We start from the raw sequence: 18,707 nt of genomic DNA on the forward strand, positions 1-18,707 counted from the left end.
CCCGCCGACCAGCTGGTCGGCGGGGCCTGGCGCTTTCTCAAGGCTTGGCGGGGCTCGGCGTACGCCGGTCAGCCGTCGAGCTTGTTGGTCAGCTCACGGACGTCGTGCATCAGGTCGGCGATCAGCGTCGACGCCACCTCGAGCATCTCGGCATCGGTCACCTCGCTGGGAACGCGGCGGCGCACGCGGGGGTCCGCGGGCCGCAGGACGTCCAGGTCGCCCACGACGCGGTAGCCGGCGGACTCGATCAGCTCGACGGCCCGCAGGCTGCGCGCGTCGCACTGGTCGGCAAGGTCGTCGGGCAGCCCGAAGCGGTCGCCCTGCTGCCCGGCGAGGTGCTTCTCGGCCAGGAAGCCGCGGATCCACTCGCCACGGTCGACCGCCCGCCGCTTGAACTCGTCGAGCTTGGGCGTCACCCGGCGCAGCAGCTCGACCTGGGCGGCCCCCAACGAGGCGTTGGCCGTCTGCTCGGAGATCGTGAGGCCGTCACCGGCCCCGATCACCTCGGCGAAGTTGAGCCAGTGCTGCTGCGGCTGCGACCCGGCACGCGGCACGGGAAGGATGTGGACGTTGCTCGCCGGCACCAGGCCCGCCCAGCGCTCCAGCACGCCACCGAGGTCCCAGGTCTGCCAGCTGAACTCGGAGCCCTTCTCCCGGGTCGCGGCCTGCTCGAGCGTGAGCGTCGAGCCGTTCTTGACCAGCTCCTGCCACCCTGCCGCGAGCATCCCGGACGCCTCGCGCGCCGTCACGATCAGCTCGACCTCGGCGGGCGCCAGGCGCTCGATCAACGACCGGGCCTGCTCGTGGGACGCGCCGCAGAAGAACTCGTGGCTGATCAGCGCCGTCGGGCGCGAGTCCCGAGCGATCTCCTCGCACATCCTCGAGAGGGCACCGACGGCGGCGGCGGGCCGCCGCGACATGTCTGCACCCGTGCACTCCAGCGCGGCCCACAGGTGGTCGCGGCGGGTACGTCCCGGCAGCCAGATCCCGCGCCGCTCCAGAGCACGGCGGTTGTCCCACAGGATCCGCTGGAGGTACGTCGTACCGGTCTTGGGCAGACCGATGTGGAGCAGAACGCGTTGAGTCACGTCGGCACCCTCTCAGGGTGATCGGGGCGGATCAGATCTTGTAGTCCTTGAGGAGGCTGCGCCCGATGATCATCTTCTGGATGTCCGAGGTGCCCTCGCCGATGAGCATGAACTTGACCTCGCGCATCAGGCGCTCGATCTCGTACTCCTTGGAGTAGCCGTAGCCACCGTGGATCCGGAAGGAGTCCTCGACGACCTCGTTGGCGTACTCGGAGGCGAGCATCTTGGCCATGCCGGCCTCGACGTCCATGCGCTTGCCGGTGTCCTTGAGGCGGGCCGCGCGGACCATCATCGTGTGGATGGTCTCGACCTTGGTCGCCATCTCGGCGATGCGGAACAGGATCGCCTGGTGCTCGGCGATGACCTTGCCGAAGGTCTTGCGCTGCTGGGCGTAGGCGACACCGAGCTCGAAGCCGCGCCAGGCCAGGCCGCAGGCACGGGCCGCGACGTTGACGCGACCGACCTCGACGCCGTCCATCATCTGGAAGAAGCCCTTGCCGGGCTCGCCGCCGAGGATCTGGTCGGCGGCGATCTTGTGGTCCTCGAGGATGAGCTCGGTCGTCTCGACGCCCTTGTAGCCCATCTTGTCGATCTTGCCGGGGACGGTGACGCCCTGGGCGGTCTCGCCGAAGCCGGCCTCCTTCTCGACGAGGAAGGTGGTCATGTTCTTGTAGACCGAGTCGGCACCCTCGTCGGTCTTGGTCAGCAGGGCGACCAGCGTCGAGGAGGCGCCGTTGGTCAGCCACATCTTCTGGCCGGTGATGGAGTAGGACCCGTCCTCGAGCTTGGTGCCCTTGGTCGAGATCGCCGCGACGTCGGAGCCGAGGCCCGGCTCGGACATCGAGAACGCGCCGCGGACCTCGCCGGTCGCCATCCGCGGGAGGTACTTGGCCTTCTGCTCCTCGGTGCCGTGCTGCATCAGCAGGTAGGCCACGATGAAGTGGGTGTTGATGACGCCGGAGACGCTCATCCAGCCGCGGGCGATCTCCTCGACCACCAGGGCGTAGGTCAGGATCGACTCGCCGAGGCCGCCGAACTCCTCGGGGATGGTCAGGCCGAAGACGCCGAGCTCCTTGAGCCCGTCGACGATCTCCTGCGGGTAGGTGTCGGAGTGCTCGAGCTCTTGCGCGACCGGGATGATCTGCTCGTTCACGAACTGGCGAACGGCCTTGAGGATCTCAGTCTGGTCGTCGGTCAGACCCTCGGTCTGGCAGAGGCGGGGCATTGCGTTCCTTCCGGCGTACGGCATCGTCGGAGCGGATTCTAGCGGCGTACGACGCCCCTTCCCCCCTCGCGGCCCACGGTGGAGACCGAAGGGCAACGCGCCGCGCCGGGGACCGTGATTCGGCGCACGACCACGTACCGTGGGTAGACACGAGACTCATGTGACCAAAGAGAATGGATTGACGATGTCGAGCCAGGTGCAGCCGCCCCGCACCCACCACGCCACCGGAACCCGGGTTGCGATCATCCTGCTCGCGCTGGTCGTGGCCAGCGGAGTGTTCGTCGCGACCCATTGGTCACACCATTCCTCCCCTCGGGGAGGCGCGACGACGAGCGCTGCCGAGAGCACGACCGTCCGGGTCGGCTCGTTCAACATGCTCGGCTACAGCCACACCACGGCCGGCGGGCGCACCCGCTTCGCCGACGGCATCCAGCGCACGGTCTGGGCCACCAAGATCATCGCCAACAACAACCTCCAGGTCATCGGCCTGCAGGAGTTCCAGGCGCCGCAGTACCGCAAGTTCGTGAGCATCGAGGGCTCGACGTTCGGCATCTACCCCGCCATGACCATGGGCAAGGGCCCGGTCCAGAACTCGATCGTGTGGCGCACCGACCAGTGGGAGCTCGTCGAGAAGCACACGATGAAGGTCCCCTACTTCCACGGCAACCTCATGCCGATGCCCTACGTCCTGCTGCGCAACCGCACCACGGGCCAGGAGATGTGGCTCTACAACTCGCACAACCCGGCCGACGTACGCGGTGACGCCACGCAGTACCGCGCGCGAGCCGTCGCGCTCGAGATCGACCTGATGCACCGCCTGCGGACCGCCTACCCGACCATCCCGGTGCTCAACGTCGGCGACAAGAACGACCGCTCGCCGTACATCTGCCCGATGATGGCCAACGCGCAGATGCACCCCTCGTCCGGCGGCGCCATCGTCGACGGCCAGTGCCTCCCCAAGCGTCCGATGTACGCCGACTGGGTGACCGGCAACGACCTGGTCTCCTTCGCCAACCACCACGCGCTCTTCACGCCGCTGGTCCAGAAGACCACCGACCACCACGTCCTGTACGCCGACGCGACGCTCTCGTCCTCGGTGACACCGGACCAGGAGCACGTCGTGCTGATCAACATCGAGGGCCTGCGCGGGCCGGCGATCCACTCACGGATCACCCCGATGCCCACCCTCAAGTCGATGATGCGCGGCGGCGTCGCCACCGGGGACGCCCGCACCGCCTACGAGAGCGTCAACCCGGTCGCGAACACCGTCAGCATGCTCACCGCCCGCACCGCGAGCAAGCGGTACGGCGGGACCGGCGTCGCGACCACCAGCGGAACCGTCGCGAAGGCGGCGGGGACCTACGTGCCGAGCGCCTTCGACGTCGTGCACGACGCCGGCCTGCGCACGGGGTTCTGGACCTCCAACCGCGCCGTGTGGCGCGTGGTCACCGCGAGCTGGAACGGAACGGGCGGGGCCGCGGACACCAACGGCGTCGACAACGGACGCAACAAGATCAGCGCGCAGGCGCTGACGACCACCGACCGCGCCGCGATGAACGGGCTGTCCAACGACCTGAAGAGCCACGGGACCGTGCTCTCGGTGGCGGTCCTGAGCGCACCCGCCAAGGTGGCACGCCGCTTCGGCTACGCCTCGGACGCCTACCGCCGGTCGCTCGTCGCCCTCGACGGGTACCTCGCGCAGCTGCTGCGCACGATCCACGCCGATCCCAGGCTCGACGGGCACACCACGGTCGTGATCACCTCCGACCACGGTGCGACCTCGGCGACCGCGGCCGTCGCCGCCAACCCGCACGCCTACCGCATCCCGATCATCGCCTGGGGCGCATCGGTCGCCGGCGGCAAGAGCCTCTACCCGCTCAACCCACAGCTGGCCGACCCGCACTCGCTGCGCGTCGGCTACGCCCACGGCGGTACGCCGCGCCAGCCGGCCCGCATCGGCTTCCTGGCCAACTACGCGACCGGCCTGCTCGACCTGGGCCCGGTCGGGACGCTGGATGCCCGGCAGTCGCTGCGCACGGCCGGCTGATCGCCGGGTGGTCGTCGGGTGACCCCCCCGCCGCACGGCTGGGTAACAATAGGCGTGACCGATCCCACCTCCAGCGAAAAGAGCGGGCCTGCATGTCCCTGCACCGAGGCAGCGCCGAGCGCTGGAAGCAGGTCGCGACGGCGATCGCCGCGGTCGCCGTGCTCGCCTTCGTGGTGTTCGTCCTGACGCATGCCGGCAGCCTCGGCCAGCGGCGGGTGGACGATCCTGCCGCAGGACCAGCGGCCTCCCCGAGCCACCCGGCACCGGCCACCGTCGTACCGACCTCACAGGACCCCAACATCACCCGCCTGGACCACCAGCGGCTGGAGAAGCTGCGGGTGCTGGCCCAGCAGGCCAACCAACGCCAGCGCCAGCGGCAGGCCCGCAACACCCCGTTCGTGGTCTCCTCGCTCAACGTGCTCGGCGCGAGCCACACCAGCGGCCCCGGCAGCAAGCCGAACTACCGCACCGGCAGCGCGCGGATCCTCGGCCTGGCCCGCGTGCTGCTCCTCAAGCACGTCAGCGTGGTCGGCCTGCAGGAGTTCCAGGCACCGCAGGACCACACCTTCCAGCGGGCCGTCGGTGCGGCGTACGCCGTCTATCCCGGAATGACCATGGGGGCGCGGACGAGCGAGAACTCGATCGCCTGGCGCAAGGCCGACTGGAAGGTCGTCAGCGCCCACACCATCTCGATCCCGTACTTCTACGGCCACGCCCGCCAGATGCCCTACGTGCAGCTGCAGAGCACCTACTCCGGCAAGAAGGTGTGGTTCGCGAACTTCCACAACCCCGCCGACGTCCGCGGCAACGCGGCCCGCTGGCGGCACCGCGCGCTGCAGATCGAGGCCTCCTTGGTGCGCCGGCTCCACGCCGACGGCTCCCCGGTGATCCTCACCGGCGACATGAACGACCGCGAGGCGTTCGCCTGCCCGTTCACCGCCGCGAGCGGGATGCACTCCGCTGACGCCGTCTACAGCGCGGGCGGGCGCTGCTACACCCACCGCGGCATGGACATCGACTGGATCATGGGCACCCCCGACGTCGGCTTCACCGGCTACCTGTCGGACTACGGCCCGCACCGGGCGCGGCTGACCGACCACCCGATGGTCACGGCGACGGTCACGCTCACCGCGTCCTGACCGGCGAGCGGCGGGCCGGCATCGGACGGGCCAGCCTCAGAGGGGGCTGCCGATGTCCTTGCGGTAGCGCGCGATCAGCTCGTCGAGATCGCCGGTGTCACGCTGCGCGATCGGGATCACCAGCTCCATCATGATGTCGCAGAGCTCGGCCAGCCGGAGATTGACCTGGCGGCACTCCTGGACCTCGGCCTCCAGCTCCTCGATCCGCTTGCGGACCTGTGCCATCGGGTTCCAGCTCATCGCGCTCCTCGCTTCCATGAGATCGTCAGTCGGGCGACTGCCTCGACGTCCGGGGTCGCCTCGTCCTGCGGCACCCCGGCCTGGGCCTCGGTGAGTCGCTCGACCTTCTGCACGACACCACCGGCGTCACGCACGGCGGCCTCGATCCGCCCCAGGTGGGCCCGTCCGAGCGCGCGGCTCCGGGAGTACGCCGTCGGCGCCAGCTGGACCTGCAGGTGCAACCGCCCACCGTCGCGGGTGAGCACGCGCGCCAGGCGCAGCAGGCTTGCCAGCGCCGTCTTGTCGATCGTGCCGACCAGGTGGTGCGCGAGGACGACCCGCGGGCCCGGCAGCCGAGCCAGGTCGGCAGCAGCGACGTACACCGAGCGGAGGTCGTCGAGGTTGACCCACTCGAACCGGACGCGCTCGGGGTTCTTGGCCTTCGCCGCAACCCGCTGCGCACGGGAGAGGTCGGGCACGAAGTAGTCCAGGCCGACGGCCCGGTGGCCCTGCCGGCCGAGCCAGTTGACGTCCTGGCCGATGCCGCAGCCGATGTCGATGAAGGTCGACGCGTCGGGCTCAGCGGCCTCGACCGCCCGGACGAACTCGCTCGGACCGCGCCGTGGAGCGGGCTCCTGCCGGGAGCGGCGGCGCTCGTGGCGGGTGTCCAGGCCGACGCGGAGACCGCGGAACCAGCCCTCCAGGCGGCGCGTCGCGGAGCGGGGCGTCTCGAACTTGTACGCCGGGTCGGGGATGCGCCAGGTGGGGCCGTACATCGCCTCGAGCATGCGGGCGGGCTCGGCCGGGACCGGGAACTGCTCCCCCGCCATCGTCGCCACGGACCTCGGGTAGATCCAGTCCAGCTCGAACCGGTGGCCGACCTCGCCCATGAGGTAGAGCCGGCCGTCGCGCATGAAGCCCCCGAAGACGTCCAGGCCACGGCTCGCCCCGTCGCTCTCGGTGACCACGATCTTGAAGGCGATGCCGCTGTAGCGGCGTACGGTCAGGCCCATCGCCTGGAGGCGGCGCTGGATCTCGAAAGACTCGACGACCACCTGCCACGGCTCGGACTTGCGGCTGACGTAGCCGAGGTCGGCGTCGGAGTCGTGGCCGATGAAGTCCTGGTCGCGGACCGCGCCGAGGAGCGTGCCGTAGGCCAGGAAGCCCTCCACCCCGGCGGCGTCGAGGGCGTCGAGCACGATGTGCATGGCGCGCAGGACCGGCGCCGAGTGCTCGGGAGCGCGCTCGCCGAAGAGGCGCGAGAGCCGCATGCTCTTGTCCAGGCCCATCAGCTCGCCGTTGCGGTCGGCGACGACGATGCGCTCGCCCGAGTCGCCGAAGCGTACGTCGGCGCGCGAGATCTCCTCGCCGGTGGCGGGGTCGACCAGGCTCACGGTCGTCTCGCCGACGAGGAAGCGGCGCAGGACCTCGGGCCAGGCGAAGAAGAGCGCCCGGCGGACCGCGGTCGTGTCGCGGCGCAGCCAGAAGGAGAAGATCCGTCGCCCGTCGAAGCAGACGTCGAGCGGGAAGTCGCCCGTGCCGGACAGCGTCAGACCGGTCTCATCGACCTGGAACGAGGTCACCTTCCCGGATGGTCGGGTGGAACTCGGCACGCCGTCACACTAGCCCATCGCGTCGCACCGGACGTGGCGGCGGTGGCGTCCGTGGCGAGCGCGGCGCGACCGCGATCGTGTGCGCAACGCACTAGGCTCGTCGGGTGAGCGTCACCCCGTCCCGCGTCTTCGTCGCACGATTGGTGGGCCTCCCGATCTTCGACCCGCAGGGCGACCAGGTGGGAAAGGTCCGCGACATCGTGGTCACGATGCTCTCCGACAGCTCCCAGCCGCGCGTCCTGGGCATGGTCGCGGAGGTGTTCGGGCGGCGGCGGATCTTCGTCCCGATGACCCGCGTCACCAACGTCGACAGCGGGCAGGTCTACACGACCGGCCTGCTCAACATGCGCCGCTTCGAACAGCGCGCCACCGAGACCCTCGTCATCGGGCAGATGCTCGACCGCAGCGTGACGATCGTGTCCAACGGCGTCACCGGCACGGTGTACGACGTCGCCATGGAGCCCGCCCGCAACCGCGACTGGGTCCTCAGCCGGGTCGCCGTCCAGGAGCCCAGCAAGGGCTTCCGCCGCCGCGGGCAGACCCATGTCGTGGCCTGGAGCGACGTACGCGGGCTGAGCCGGCGCGACGCAGAGCAGGGCGCGACCCACCTCGTGGCCGCGCTCAACGAGATGCGACCGGCCGACGCGGCCAGCGTCCTGCACGACCTGCCGCCGGAGCGTCGTGCGGCGGTCGCGATGGCGCTCGACGACGAGCGGCTGGCCGACGTGCTGGAGGAGCTGCCCGACGAGGACCAGGTCCAGATCGTCCGGCTGCTCGACAGCGAGCGCGCCGCCGACGTCCTCGAGGAGATGTCGCCCGACGACGCGGCCGACCTCGTCGCCGACCTGCCGCTGGCCACCCAGGAGGTGCTGCTCCAGCTGATGGAGCCCGATGAGGCCAAGGACGTACGCCGCCTCATGCAGTACCGCGAGAACACCGCCGGCGCCATGATGACGCCGGAGCCGGTGATCCTCGGGCCGGACGCCACGATCGCCGACGCGCTCGCCCACGTCCGCAACCCCGAGCTGACCCCGTCGCTGGCCGCGATGGTCTACGTCTGCCGCCCGCCCCTGGAGACGCCCACCGGGCGGCTGCTGGGCGTGGCGCACATCCAGCGCCTCCTGCGCGAGCAGCCCTCGACCCTGGCCGCGGCCGCGCTCGACGACTCGCTCGAGCCGCTGAAGCCCGAGGCCAGCATCGACTCGGTCGCCGCGCACCTCGCGACGTACAACATGGTCGCCGCGCCCGTCGTCGACGAGGAGGGCCGCCTGCTCGGCGCCGTCACGGTCGACGACCTCCTCGACCACCTCCTGCCCACCAACTGGCGCGACCACGGTTCCTCGGGCATGCGGAGGATCCGTGGCTGACGCGCGGCGCGGGGAGCGCCTGGACACTCCCCTGGTCCAGCGGCGCGCCCTCGTACGCCGCCCGACGCTCCGCGCCGACGCCTTCGGCGTGTTCGCCGAGAAGTTCGCCCGCTTCATGGGCACCGCACGGTTCCTGATCTGGATGACGGTGTTCGTCGTCGTCTGGGTCGTCTGGAACCTCGCCGCCCCCGGCGACCTGCGCTTCGACGACTACCCGTTCATCTTCCTGACCCTGATCCTCAGCCTGCAGGCGTCGTACGCCGCACCGCTGATCCTGCTGGCCCAGAACCGTCAGGAGTCCCGCGACCGGGTCATCGCCGAGCAGGACCGCCAGGCCGACGCCCGCGCGCACGCCGACATGGAGTTCCTCGCCCGCGAGGTCGCCTCCCTGCGGATGGCCGTCGGCGAGGTCGCCACCCGCGACTTCCTGCGCTCCGAGCTGCGCTCGCTGCTCTCCGAGATCGAGAAGAGCACGGCGCCGGCGGAGGATCCCGCCCACGACTGACGGCGGGGACGAGCGGCCGCGGAGGGCCACCTAGACTGTTGCCTCGTGAGTAGCTCGCAGGTGACCGTCGACCAGGTGATGACCGCTCTTGCGGGCGTCAACGACCCCGAGATCAAGCGTCCGATCACCGAGCTGGGGATGGTGGACGCCGTCGAGATCGACGGCTCGTCGGTCACGGTCAAGGCGCTGCTGACCGTCGCCGGCTGCCCGCTGAAGGACACCATCACCCGCGACGTGACGGCTGCCGTCCAGGCCCTCGACGGCGTCACCGGCGTCTCGGTCGAGCTCGGCGTGATGAGCTCGGAGCAGCGTGGCGAGCTGCACGCGAACCTCCGCGGGGGCCAGGCCGAGCGCGAGATCCCCTTCTCCCAGCCCGGCAACCTCACCAAGGTCTACGCCATCGCCTCCGGCAAGGGCGGGGTCGGCAAGTCCTCGGTCACCGTGAACCTGGCGATCGCCCTGGCCGCGTCCGGCCGCAAGGTCGGCATCGTCGACGCCGACATCTACGGCCACTCCGTCCCGGCCATGCTCGGCGTCGCCGACTCCCGACCCACCCAGGTCGACGACCTGATCATGCCGGTCCCGACGCCGTCCGGCGTCTCGGTGATCTCCATCGGCATGCTCAAGCCCAACCGCGAGCAGGTCGTCGCGTGGCGCGGACCGATGCTCGACCGCGCCCTCGTCCAGATGCTCGCGGACGTCTACTGGGGCGACCTCGACGTGCTCCTGCTCGACCTGCCGCCCGGCACGGGCGACATCGCCATCTCCCTCGGCCAGCACCTGCCCGGAGCCGAGGTGGTGGTGGTCACCACGCCGCAGGAGGCCGCAGCCGAGGTCGCCGAGCGCGCCGGCACGATGGCCTCGATGATGCACCAGCGCGTCGTCGGCGTCGTGGAGAACATGAGCTTCCTGCCGTGCTCGCACTGCGCCGAGGAGGGCAAGGAGCACCGCCTGGAGATCTTCGGGTCGGGCGGTGGCGACCGCGTGGCCGAGACCCTCTCGGCCCGCTTCGGTTACGACGTCCCGCTGCTCGGCCGGATCCCGATCGACACCTCGCTGCGCGAGGGTGGCGACGCCGGCAAGCCGATCGTCGAGGCCGACCCGACCGCGCCCGGCGCGACCGCGCTGCGCGGCATCGCCGACCGTCTGGACGGCCGCGGACGCGGCCTGGCCGGCATGCAGCTCGGTCTCACGCCCAGCAACAAGTTCTGATCCCGGTCGGGCACGGGCATGTTCGGCATCGGCTTCCCCGAGCTGCTGATGATCGCGTTCGTCGCGGTCCTCGTGCTCGGGCCCGACAAGCTGCCGGGCGTGGCCAAGCAGGCCGGTCAGCTGGTCCGGCAGCTCAAGAAGTTCGCCGACAACGCGCGTGACGAGCTCCGCAGCGAGCTCGGCCCGGAGTTCTCCGACCTCGAGCTGCGTGACCTCGACCCGCGGACCATCGTGCGCAAGCACATCGCCGAGGCACTGGCCGAGGACGAGGTCGCCGCGCGGGTGGCCGCCGCGACGCTGCCCGACGGCCAGCTCCCGCCGTACGACGACGAATCGACGTAGTCGCGATCAGCGGCGGGACTGGGCCGCCGCGATCGCGTCGAAGGACACCAGGACCGTACGCCGCTGCTCGCCGGTGACGACCTCGCAGAAGTCGAGGCCGACGCGACGGATCGTGCCGTCGTGCTGAGCGCCATCGACGAGGCGGACCACGCAGCGCTCGCCGGACTCGGCGACCCGGCGCAGGGCCGAGCCGAAGCCGATCCGGGTCAGTGGTGACCAGGCGACCTCCGGGATCGCGCGCACGCTGACGCCCTCGACGGTCTGGACCGCCGGCGTACGGATCAGCCAGTCCTGGTCGCCGGCGGCCAGCAGCACCCAGCCCTCCGAGACGCGCTGCAGCGTGCCGGCGACCGGCCCCACGCCGGTGATGGTCACGGTCAGCTCGCTGTCGAGCGTCGCCATCAGTCGGCCGGCGAGCGAGACCTGCTGGTACTCCGCCCGGCTCCGGTCGGCGACCTCGGCGTCGCGGTCGGCGGCATACAGGGCGCTGGCCTGCTGCTCGAGCTCGTCGAACAGTGCGAAGAGGTCCTCGTCCCAAGACATTCCGCCACCCTCTCAAATATCCACAGGCGGCGGCCAAACGGTTGCCGACTGGTTTGAACACGCTCAGACTGTGACAAACACATGCAAACACAAAGATTCATCCTCGGGAGCTCACCATGTCGACCACGGCCAGCGAGAGCGACGGTCTCCGCCTCACCGTCCCCGTCACAGCCACCCAGGGCACGCTCGCGCTCGCGCTGCTGCCCCGCAGCTCGCCCCCGCAGCCGCGGGGCGAGCGAGGCAGCAGCTCGGCCGTGGTGCTGCCGCTCGACCGCAGGCTGCGGCGCACCATCGACCAGTGGACGCGGCGCTACGTCCAGGCAGTCCTGGAGATCGTCGGCGGTGACCGGCCGGCCACGCAGGTGCTGCGCTGGACGGCCCCGGAGATCTACGACGACATCCGTCGCCGCGCGTGGCTCGTGGGCCAGGCCGGCGACCACCGTCCCGGCCTGGCACGGGTCCAGCCCGTCCGGCCGCGGGTGCAGAGCGTGCATTCCTGCTTCCTCAGCTCCACGACGGTCGAGTGCGGCGTGCACGTGCGCTACGGCGAGCGCAGCCGCGCCGTCGCCGCCCGCTTCGAGCGCGTCGAGGAGCACTGGGTCTGCACGGCGCTCGACTTCGCCTGAGCGCCGCCGCAGCCCGGCCACACCTGCTGGCCAAGGTGTGACGCCCGTCACTAGGGTCGCCTGGATCGGTCCGCACCCGCGGGCCCGGCTCAGGAGGCTCCCCCTTGTCCCCTTGGAACGCGTCACCCTGGAAACGCGCGGTGCGCTGCGCAGCGACCGCGATGGCCCTGGCAGGTGGCCTGACGCTCGCGCCGGTCGGCGCGCCGGCCGCGCACGCCGACGGCCCCGGCACCGGCTCCCCCTGGGTCGTCTCGGTCGGCGACTCCTACATCTCGGGCGAGGCAGGGCGTTGGGCCGGCTCCTCCAACTCCGACAGCACCCGCGCGGACGCGCTCGGCTCGACGGCGTACGACGACAACGCCTCCAACACGGGTGAGCAGATCCCCCGCTGCCACCGCTCCAAGAGCGCCGAGATCTACATCGGTGGCGGCGTGAGCGGCATGAACCTGGCCTGCTCCGGTGCCCAGACGTCCTCCTTCACCGACGGCAGCGGCAACTGGAAGCCGGGCCTCGACTTCGCCACCAGCGGCACCAACCAGGGCCAGGCCGCGATGCTGCAGACCTTCGCCGCTGCCCACAACGTGAAGATGGTGGCCGTCTCCATCGGCGGCAACGACTTCAACTTCGCCTCGGTCGTGCAGTCATGTGTCACCGACTTCCTCGGCTCGCCGAGCTGGTGGAAGGACTACTGCAACGACGACAGCAGCGTGACGGCGAACTTCACCAGCTCCAACGTCGCCACCATCAAGAGCAGGATCGCGACGGCGCTGACCAACGTCCGCACGGCCATGCGCAACGCCGGGTACGCCGACACCGCGTGGTCGATGCTCGTGCAGACCTACCCGTCGCCGATCCCGAACGGCAGCGGGTTCCGCTACAGCGAGAGCGGCTACACCCGGCAGAGCACGGGCGGCTGCGGCTTCTGGAACAACGACGCCACCTGGGCCAACGGCACCGCGCTGCCCACCATCAACAACACCGTGACCGGCGCGATCAGCCAGGCGGGCATCACCAACGCCAAGGTCCTCAACCTGTCCTCCGCACTCAACGGCCGACGCCTCTGCGAGACCGGCGTCGGCCTCTACGAGGAGATGGGCGTTCCGAGCTGGCAGAGCCCCGGTGCGGTCGACAAGACCGAGTGGGTCAACCAGATCCGCACGGCCTCGACCTGCTGCTCGAGCAGCCCCTACTACATCCAGGAGTCGATCCACCCCAACTACTGGGGACAGCTGGCGATCCGCAGCTGCGTGCGCCAGGCCTACAACGGCGGCGCGGTCCGATCCGGCACCTGCGTGCGCAGCGGCAACGGCCTCGTCAACGGCGAGCCGGTGATGGCGCTGCAGTGAGCGAAGGCCGCCTCACGGGCGTACGCCGGGCCGCGGCCCGGCGTACGCCCCGAGGTCGATGCCTCAGCCGTTGACGCGCGTGGTGAGCCCCGTGGGGGCACCCGGCGCGCCGTGGCAGCGCTTGTACTTCTTGCCCGAGCCGCAGGGGCACAGGGAGTTGCGACCGACGTCGGAGTACTCGTCGTCGGCCTGGGCCGCGGCACCCGCGGTGACGGCCTGCTCGCCGGACTCGTCGGGCGCGGAGTAGCTCAGGTTCGGCTGGACCGGCCGGGGGTCGAGGCCCTTGGCGGTGACCTTCGGCAGGGCGGCCCGCGCATCCGCGGCGACCTCGTCGACGTTGATCACGCCGGCACCTGCGTCGATGCCCGTGGGCGGCTCGGCGAAGGCACCCTCGTGCATCGGACCCGCGTGGGCCGAGCCGTCGGCGTGGTAGTGGACCTCCTCCGGCTCCTCCTCGACCTGGACCTCCAGGTTGAACAGGAAACCGACGGTCTCCTCCTTGATGCCGTCCATCATCGCGTTGAACATGTCGAAGCCCTCGCGCTGGTACTCGACCAGCGGGTCACGCTGGGAGTACGCGCGCAGGTAGATGCCCTCGCGCAGGTAGTCCATCTCGTAGAGGTGCTCGCGCCACTTGCGGTCGAGCACGGAGAGCACGACGCGACGCTCGAGCTCGCGCATGATCTCCTCGCCGAGGTCCTCCTCGCGACGGTCGTACGCCGCCTGCGCGTCGGCCGTGAGCGCGGCGATCAGGTCGTCCTTGTGCAGGTTCGACTTGGCGCCGGCCTCCTCCACGAGGTTCTGCCAGCGGATCTCGACCGGCCAGAACTGCTTGAGGTCGGTCCAGAGCTGGTCGAGGTCCCACTCCTCGGCGAAGTCGTCGAGGCTGCCGGTGACGGTGCCGCGGACGACGTCGTCGATGAAGCCACGGATCTGGGTCTCCAGGTCGACGCCCTCGAGGACCTCGCGACGCTCGGCGTAGATGACCTTGCGCTGGCGGTCCATCACGTCGTCGTACTTGAGGACGTTCTTGCGGGACTCGAAGTTCTGGCCCTCGACCTGCGACTGAGCGCTCGCGATGGCGTTGCTGACGCGCTTGTGCTCGATCGGGACGTCGTCGGGGATCTTGAGCATCAGCAGGATGCGGTCGACCCACTCGCCCTTGAACAGGCGCATCAGCTCGTCCTGGAGCGAGAGGTAGAAGCGGGACTCGCCCGGGTCGCCCTGCCGGCCGGAACGACCGCGCAGCTGGTTGTCGATACGGCGCGACTCGTGGCGCTCGGTGCCGACGACGTAGAGGCCGCCGAGCTCCTTGACCTCGTCGTGCTCCTTGGCGACCTGCTCCTTGATCCGCTCGAGCGTGGCGGGCCACTCCGCGTCGTACTGCTCGGCCGTCTCGCCGTGCGGCTCGATGCCCTTGCTGCGCAGCTCCTGGTCGGCGAGGAAGTCGACCGAGCCGCCGAGCATGATGTCGGTACCGCGACCGGCCATGTTGGTGGCGACGGTGACGGCGCCCTTGTGGCCGGCCATCGCGACGATCTTGGCCTCGTCGGCGTGCTGCTTGGCGTTGAGGACGGCGTGCGGGACGCCGCGCTTGGTCAGCTGCTGGTGGAGGTAGTCGGACTTCTCGACCGAGATGGTGCCGATCAGGACCGGCTGGCCGGTCTTGTGGCGCTCGACGATGTCGTCGACGACGGCCTCGTACTTCGCCTCCTCGGTGCGGTAGACGAGGTCGGGCTGGTCCTTGCGGATCATCGGCCGGTTGGTCGGGATCGGGACGACACCGAGCTTGTAGATCTTGTCGAACTCGGAGGCCTCGGTGAGGGCCGTACCGGTCATGCCGCCGAGCTTCTCGTAGAGGCGGAAGTAGTTCTGCAGCGTGACGGTGGCGAGGGTCTGGTACTCCTCGCGGATCTGCACGCCCTCCTTCGCCTCGATCGCCTGGTGCAGGCCGTCGTTGTAGCGACGACCGGCCAGCATGCGGCCGGTGTGCTCGTCGACGATGAGCACCTCGCCCTCCATGACGACGTACTCCTTGTCGTTGCGGAAGAGCTCCTTGGCCTTGATCGAGTTGTGCAGGAAGGAGATCAGCGGGGTGTTCGCCGACTCGTAGAGGTTCTCGATGCCGAGGTGGTCCTCGACGCGGGTGATGCCGTCCTCGAGGACCGAGATGGTGCGCTTCTTCTCGTCGACCTCGTAGTCGACGTCCTTGGTCAGCTTGCTCGCGATCTTGGCGAACTCGGCGTACCACTTGACCTCGTCCTGGGTCGGGCCGCTGATGATGAGCGGGGTCCGCGCCTCGTCGATGAGGATCGAGTCGACCTCGTCGACGATCGCGAAGTAGTGCTCGCGCTGGACGCACTCCTCGAGCGAGTTGGCCATGTTGTCGCGCAGGTAGTCGAAGCCGAGCTCGTTGTTGGTGCCGTAGGTGATGTCGCAGGCGTACGCCGTACGCCGCTCGTCGGGGCTCATGCTCGGCAGGATCACACCGGTGGTCAGGCCCAGCCAGCTGAACAGCCGACCCATCTGCTCGGACTGGTAGGTCGCGAGGTAGTCGTTGACGGTGACGATGTGGACGCCCTTGCCCGCGAGGGCGTTGAGGTACGCCGGCAGCGTGGCGACCAGGGTCTTGCCCTCACCGGTCTTCATCTCGGCGATGTTGCCGAGGTGCAGCGCCGCGCCACCCATGATCTGGACGTCGAAGTGGCGCATGCCGAGCACGCGCTTGCCCGCCTCGCGCACCGTGGCGAACGCCTCGGGGAGCAGGTCGTCGAGCGTCTCGCCCTTGTCGAGCCGCTCACGGAACTGGGCAGTCATGCCCTGGAGCTCCTCGTCGGACATCCGGGTGAAGTCGTCCTCGATGGCGTTGACGACCTTGGCGATGCCCTCGAGGTGACGAAGGATCTTGCCCTCGCCGATACGGAGGAGCTTGTCGATGATCACAGGCACGGCCGCAAGACTACCTACGCCGCGTGACGTACCGAATCGGCGCTACTCCCCTTGTTGCGCGTCGTAGGCCGCGAAAGCCTGCGCGCGCTCCCACTCGATGCGCCGACCGAGGAAGTAGCCACTCCCCCAGAGCAGCGCGAACAGCGCGCCGAGGAACCACATGGTGGGGGTGAGCAGGCCCAAGAGGATCGCTCCGACCTGCAGCGCCCAACCGAGGTGGTAGCCCCACTCCTTGCGGAGCATCCCCGAGACGAGCACGCAGCCGCCGGCCAGGCCGAGGCCCGCACCGAGGGCCAGGCCCTTGGGCACGTCGCCGAGCGTGATCATGATCGGCGTCGAGAGGCCGAGGACGATCGCCTCGAGCACGAGGGTGGCCGCGCACATGGCACGGCGGGGCGACTTCTCGCGCTCCTTCTGGCTGGGCCCGCTCACTTGACGCCTCCCAGGAGCCGACGGGCCTCGCCCACGGTCACGACCGAGCCGGTCACCAGGACCGCTCCCATCGAGAGCGCGTCGTTGCCGTCGCTCTCGGACAGGGTGGCGGCGGCCTCGATGGCGTCGGCCAGACGGGGTACGACGCTGACGCGGTCCTCGCCGAAGATCTCCCGGGCGATGACGGCGAGCGTCTCGGCGGGCATCGCACGGTCGGTGGAGTTCTGGGTGATGACCACGCTGCTCAGCACCGGCTCGAGCACCGACAGCAGGCCGTCGGCGTCCTTGTCGCCCATCACGCTGACCACGCCGACGACGGGATCGAAGCTGAAGGAGTCCTCGAGCGCCGCGGCCAGCGCCTGGGCGCCGTGCGGGTTGTGCGCCGCGTCGAGCACGACGGTCGGGCTGCGACGTACGACCTCGAGGCGGCCCGGCGAGGTCGCCTCGGCGAACGCCTTGGCGACGACGTCCGCGCCGAGCGGCTCGCCGCCACCGATGAACGACTCGACGGCGGCGAGCGCGACGGCGGCGTTCTGCGCCTGGTGGGCGCCGTACAGCGGAAGGAAGAGGTCGTCGTAGCGACCGCGCAGGCCCTGGATGCTGATCATCTGGCCGCCGACTGCCGGCGTGCGGGCCGCGACGCCGAAGTCGACGCCCTCCCGGACCAGCCGGGCGCCGACCTCGCGCGCACGCTCGGCGAGGATCGCCATGACCTCGGGACCCTGCTGGGCCACGACGACGGTCGCACCCTCCTTGATGATCCCGGACTTCTCGCGGGCGATGGCCTCGGTCGTGCCACCGAGGTAGTTGGCGTGATCGAGCGCGATCGGGGTGACCACCGCGACGTCGGCGTCGATCACGTTGGTGGCGTCCCAGGTGCCGCCCATGCCGACCTCGACGACCGCGACGTCGACCGGAGCGTCGGCGAAGGCGGCGTACGCCATCCCGACGACCGTCTCGAAGAAGCTGAGCGGGTGGGCCTCCTGCTCGTCGACGAGGTGGGTGTACGGCGCGATCTCGTTGAACGCCCGCACGAAGGCCTCGTCGTCCAGCGGCTCACCGTCGACGCAGATCCGCTCGCTCATCCTCTCGACGTGCGGGCTGGTGAAGCGCCCGGTGCGCAGGTCGAGGGCCCGGAGCAGGCCGTCGATCATCCGCGACGTGGAGGTCTTGCCGTTGGTGCCGGTGAGGTGGATCGAGCGGTAGTTGCTCTGCGGGTCGCCGAGCAGCTCGGTGAACGCCTGGATGCGGTCCAGGCTCGGCTCCAGGCGGGTCTCGGGCCAGCGCGACAACAGCGCGTCCTCGGCCTCGGCGAAGGTCTCGGCCGCGCGGGCCAGCTCGTCACTCATATCGGCCCGAGTCTAGGGCGCGCCGGGCCCGCGACCTCAGTCGCGGCGGTTGCTGATCGCCAGGCCGACCAGGCGGGAGACGACGAGGGCGACGTAGAACACCCCGGCGACCTCCTCGAGCACGACCACCGCGCGGGCCTGGGCGATGACGGGCGTGAAGTCGCCGAGGCCGACGCTGGTCAGCGTCGTGAAGGAGAGGTAGAGCAGGTCGAACCAGGCGCGCTCCTCGCCGAACGCGCCGGGCCAGAGGACCTGGAGCGCGGCGTAGGCGTAGGCGAAGGCCCAGGCCACCACCGTGAACGCACCCGCCGTCGCGAGCAGCTCGTCGGAGGTCACCCGGTCGTCGTTGAAGACGTAGCGGATCAGCGCATAGCTGACGAAGAGGTAGAAGGGCACGTGCAGCGCAGCGGACGTCAGCACGACCCATCCGGTCTCCGGCGAGACCGATTCCCACACCGCGAACACGGCGGCGGGCACGCCGAAGAGCACCGCCACCCAGTTGAGCGCCGGGGTCCGGCGTACGACGACGACGGCCGCCAGGATGACCAGCAGCTGCCCCACGCCGATCGTCGCCCGGCCCGCGGTCGTGGAGCCGAGGAACGGGTAGCCGAGCAGGATCGCGAACTGGCCGAGCAGCAGCACGCCGTTCGGGTGGTCCGCGATCACGCGTCGTGCCGAGCTCATCGAGCCGTCCTCCGCTCCGCG

Annotated in this window: 17 protein-coding genes; 8 read left to right on the plus strand and 9 right to left on the minus strand. The window is 70.1% G+C overall.

Annotated elements, in window-relative coordinates:
* Positions 1–68: 68 nt before the first annotated feature.
* Complete coding sequence (locus ACYVJ3_RS13135) at positions 69–1,088, minus strand: hypothetical protein (protein ID WP_460853469.1); 1,020 nt, start codon at positions 1,086–1,088, stop codon at positions 69–71.
* A 31-nt stretch (positions 1,089–1,119) separates the two neighbouring features.
* The gene (locus ACYVJ3_RS13140; RefSeq protein WP_460853470.1) at positions 1,120–2,313 is read right to left on the minus strand and encodes an acyl-CoA dehydrogenase family protein; all 1,194 of its coding nucleotides are present in this window, start codon (positions 2,311–2,313) and stop codon (positions 1,120–1,122) included.
* A 184-nt stretch (positions 2,314–2,497) separates the two neighbouring features.
* On the opposite strand from ACYVJ3_RS13140, the gene ACYVJ3_RS13145 reads away from it, so the two are divergent.
* Positions 2,498–4,360 (plus strand): alkaline phosphatase family protein, encoded by a 1,863-nt coding sequence (locus tag ACYVJ3_RS13145; protein WP_460853471.1) that lies wholly within the window; start codon positions 2,498–2,500, stop codon positions 4,358–4,360.
* A gap of 92 nt (positions 4,361–4,452) precedes the next feature.
* Complete coding sequence (locus tag ACYVJ3_RS13150; RefSeq protein ID WP_460853472.1) at positions 4,453–5,499, plus strand: endonuclease/exonuclease/phosphatase family protein; 1,047 nt, start codon at positions 4,453–4,455, stop codon at positions 5,497–5,499.
* Between the two features lie 36 nt (positions 5,500–5,535).
* Here the strand turns inward: ACYVJ3_RS13150 and ACYVJ3_RS13155 are convergent, their stop codons facing one another.
* Positions 5,536–5,739, minus strand: a complete 204-nt coding sequence (locus ACYVJ3_RS13155; protein WP_460853473.1) for a DUF6752 domain-containing protein — start codon at positions 5,737–5,739, stop codon at positions 5,536–5,538.
* Positions 5,736–7,301, minus strand: a complete 1,566-nt coding sequence (locus tag ACYVJ3_RS13160; RefSeq protein WP_460853474.1) for a methyltransferase domain-containing protein — start codon at positions 7,299–7,301, stop codon at positions 5,736–5,738. Before ACYVJ3_RS13160 ends, ACYVJ3_RS13155 begins: the two co-directional genes overlap by 4 nt.
* A 134-nt stretch (positions 7,302–7,435) precedes the next feature.
* On the opposite strand from ACYVJ3_RS13160, the gene ACYVJ3_RS13165 reads away from it, so the two are divergent.
* The 4 genes from ACYVJ3_RS13165 to ACYVJ3_RS13180 all read left to right on the plus strand — a co-directional run bounded on the left by ACYVJ3_RS13165 (position 7,436) and on the right by ACYVJ3_RS13180 (position 10,757).
* Entirely contained in the window at positions 7,436–8,698 is a 1,263-nt protein-coding gene (locus tag ACYVJ3_RS13165; protein WP_460853476.1) for a magnesium transporter MgtE N-terminal domain-containing protein, read from the plus strand.
* Positions 8,691–9,203, plus strand: a complete 513-nt coding sequence (locus ACYVJ3_RS13170) for a DUF1003 domain-containing protein (protein ID WP_460853477.1) — start codon at positions 8,691–8,693, stop codon at positions 9,201–9,203. The genes ACYVJ3_RS13165 and ACYVJ3_RS13170 overlap by 8 nt, the downstream gene beginning before the upstream one ends.
* Before the next feature lie 78 nt (positions 9,204–9,281).
* The gene (locus ACYVJ3_RS13175) at positions 9,282–10,415 is read left to right on the plus strand and encodes an Mrp/NBP35 family ATP-binding protein (RefSeq protein ID WP_460853521.1); all 1,134 of its coding nucleotides are present in this window, start codon (positions 9,282–9,284) and stop codon (positions 10,413–10,415) included.
* 18 nt (positions 10,416–10,433) lie between these two features.
* Positions 10,434–10,757 carry a sec-independent translocase gene (locus tag ACYVJ3_RS13180; protein WP_460853478.1) on the plus strand — a complete coding sequence of 108 codons (324 nt, stop codon included), beginning with the start codon at positions 10,434–10,436 and terminating at the stop codon, positions 10,755–10,757.
* A 6-nt stretch (positions 10,758–10,763) separates the two neighbouring features.
* On the opposite strand, the gene ACYVJ3_RS13185 is transcribed toward ACYVJ3_RS13180, so the two are convergent.
* Positions 10,764–11,300 (minus strand): hypothetical protein, encoded by a 537-nt coding sequence (locus ACYVJ3_RS13185; protein WP_460853479.1) that lies wholly within the window; start codon positions 11,298–11,300, stop codon positions 10,764–10,766.
* Positions 11,301–11,416: 116 nt separating this feature from the next.
* Between ACYVJ3_RS13185 and ACYVJ3_RS13190 the strand changes: the two genes are divergently transcribed.
* Complete coding sequence (locus tag ACYVJ3_RS13190) at positions 11,417–11,926, plus strand: Rv3235 family protein (RefSeq protein WP_460853480.1); 510 nt, start codon at positions 11,417–11,419, stop codon at positions 11,924–11,926.
* Positions 11,927–12,066: 140 nt separating this feature from the next.
* Positions 12,067–13,272, plus strand: coding sequence for an SGNH/GDSL hydrolase family protein (locus ACYVJ3_RS13195; protein ID WP_460853481.1), 1,206 nt, complete (start codon positions 12,067–12,069; stop codon positions 13,270–13,272).
* 63 nt (positions 13,273–13,335) lie between these two features.
* Here ACYVJ3_RS13195 and secA read toward each other — a convergent pair whose 3' ends face one another.
* From secA to ACYVJ3_RS13215, 4 genes are read right to left on the minus strand one after another with little or no spacing between them, the layout of a single operon-like run.
* Positions 13,336–16,221, minus strand: a complete 2,886-nt coding sequence (gene secA / locus ACYVJ3_RS13200; protein ID WP_460853482.1) for a preprotein translocase subunit SecA — start codon at positions 16,219–16,221, stop codon at positions 13,336–13,338.
* Between the two features lie 42 nt (positions 16,222–16,263).
* On the minus strand, positions 16,264–16,653 hold the full coding sequence (locus tag ACYVJ3_RS13205) for a DUF4233 domain-containing protein (protein ID WP_460853483.1): 390 nt from the start codon (positions 16,651–16,653) through the stop codon (positions 16,264–16,266).
* Positions 16,650–18,002, minus strand: coding sequence for a bifunctional folylpolyglutamate synthase/dihydrofolate synthase (locus ACYVJ3_RS13210; protein ID WP_460853484.1), 1,353 nt, complete (start codon positions 18,000–18,002; stop codon positions 16,650–16,652). The genes ACYVJ3_RS13205 and ACYVJ3_RS13210 overlap by 4 nt, the downstream gene beginning before the upstream one ends.
* Before the next feature lie 36 nt (positions 18,003–18,038).
* On the minus strand, positions 18,039–18,686 hold the full coding sequence (locus ACYVJ3_RS13215) for a potassium channel family protein (RefSeq protein WP_460853485.1): 648 nt from the start codon (positions 18,684–18,686) through the stop codon (positions 18,039–18,041).
* Between the last annotated feature and the right edge of the window lie 21 nt (positions 18,687–18,707).

The sequence above is a fragment of the Nocardioides montaniterrae genome (assembly GCF_054782655.1).

What these genes read in the sequence shown, in the direction of transcription:
- ACYVJ3_RS13140 (WP_460853470.1), bottom strand. Translation starts at nt 2,313, where the DNA reads ATGCCCCGCCTCTGCCAGACCGAGGGTCTGACCGACGACCAGACTGAG.
- ACYVJ3_RS13145 (WP_460853471.1), top strand. Translation starts at nt 2,498, where the DNA reads ATGTCGAGCCAGGTGCAGCCGCCCCGCACCCACCACGCCACCGGAACC.
- ACYVJ3_RS13150 (WP_460853472.1), top strand. Translation starts at nt 4,453, where the DNA reads ATGTCCCTGCACCGAGGCAGCGCCGAGCGCTGGAAGCAGGTCGCGACG.
- ACYVJ3_RS13155 (WP_460853473.1), bottom strand. Translation starts at nt 5,739, where the DNA reads ATGAGCTGGAACCCGATGGCACAGGTCCGCAAGCGGATCGAGGAGCTG.
- ACYVJ3_RS13175 (WP_460853521.1), top strand. Translation starts at nt 9,282, where the DNA reads ATGACCGCTCTTGCGGGCGTCAACGACCCCGAGATCAAGCGTCCGATC.
- ACYVJ3_RS13180 (WP_460853478.1), top strand. Translation starts at nt 10,434, where the DNA reads ATGTTCGGCATCGGCTTCCCCGAGCTGCTGATGATCGCGTTCGTCGCG.
- ACYVJ3_RS13185 (WP_460853479.1), bottom strand. Translation starts at nt 11,300, where the DNA reads ATGTCTTGGGACGAGGACCTCTTCGCACTGTTCGACGAGCTCGAGCAG.
- ACYVJ3_RS13190 (WP_460853480.1), top strand. Translation starts at nt 11,417, where the DNA reads ATGTCGACCACGGCCAGCGAGAGCGACGGTCTCCGCCTCACCGTCCCC.
- ACYVJ3_RS13210 (WP_460853484.1), bottom strand. Translation starts at nt 18,002, where the DNA reads ATGAGTGACGAGCTGGCCCGCGCGGCCGAGACCTTCGCCGAGGCCGAG.
- ACYVJ3_RS13215 (WP_460853485.1), bottom strand. Translation starts at nt 18,686, where the DNA reads ATGAGCTCGGCACGACGCGTGATCGCGGACCACCCGAACGGCGTGCTG.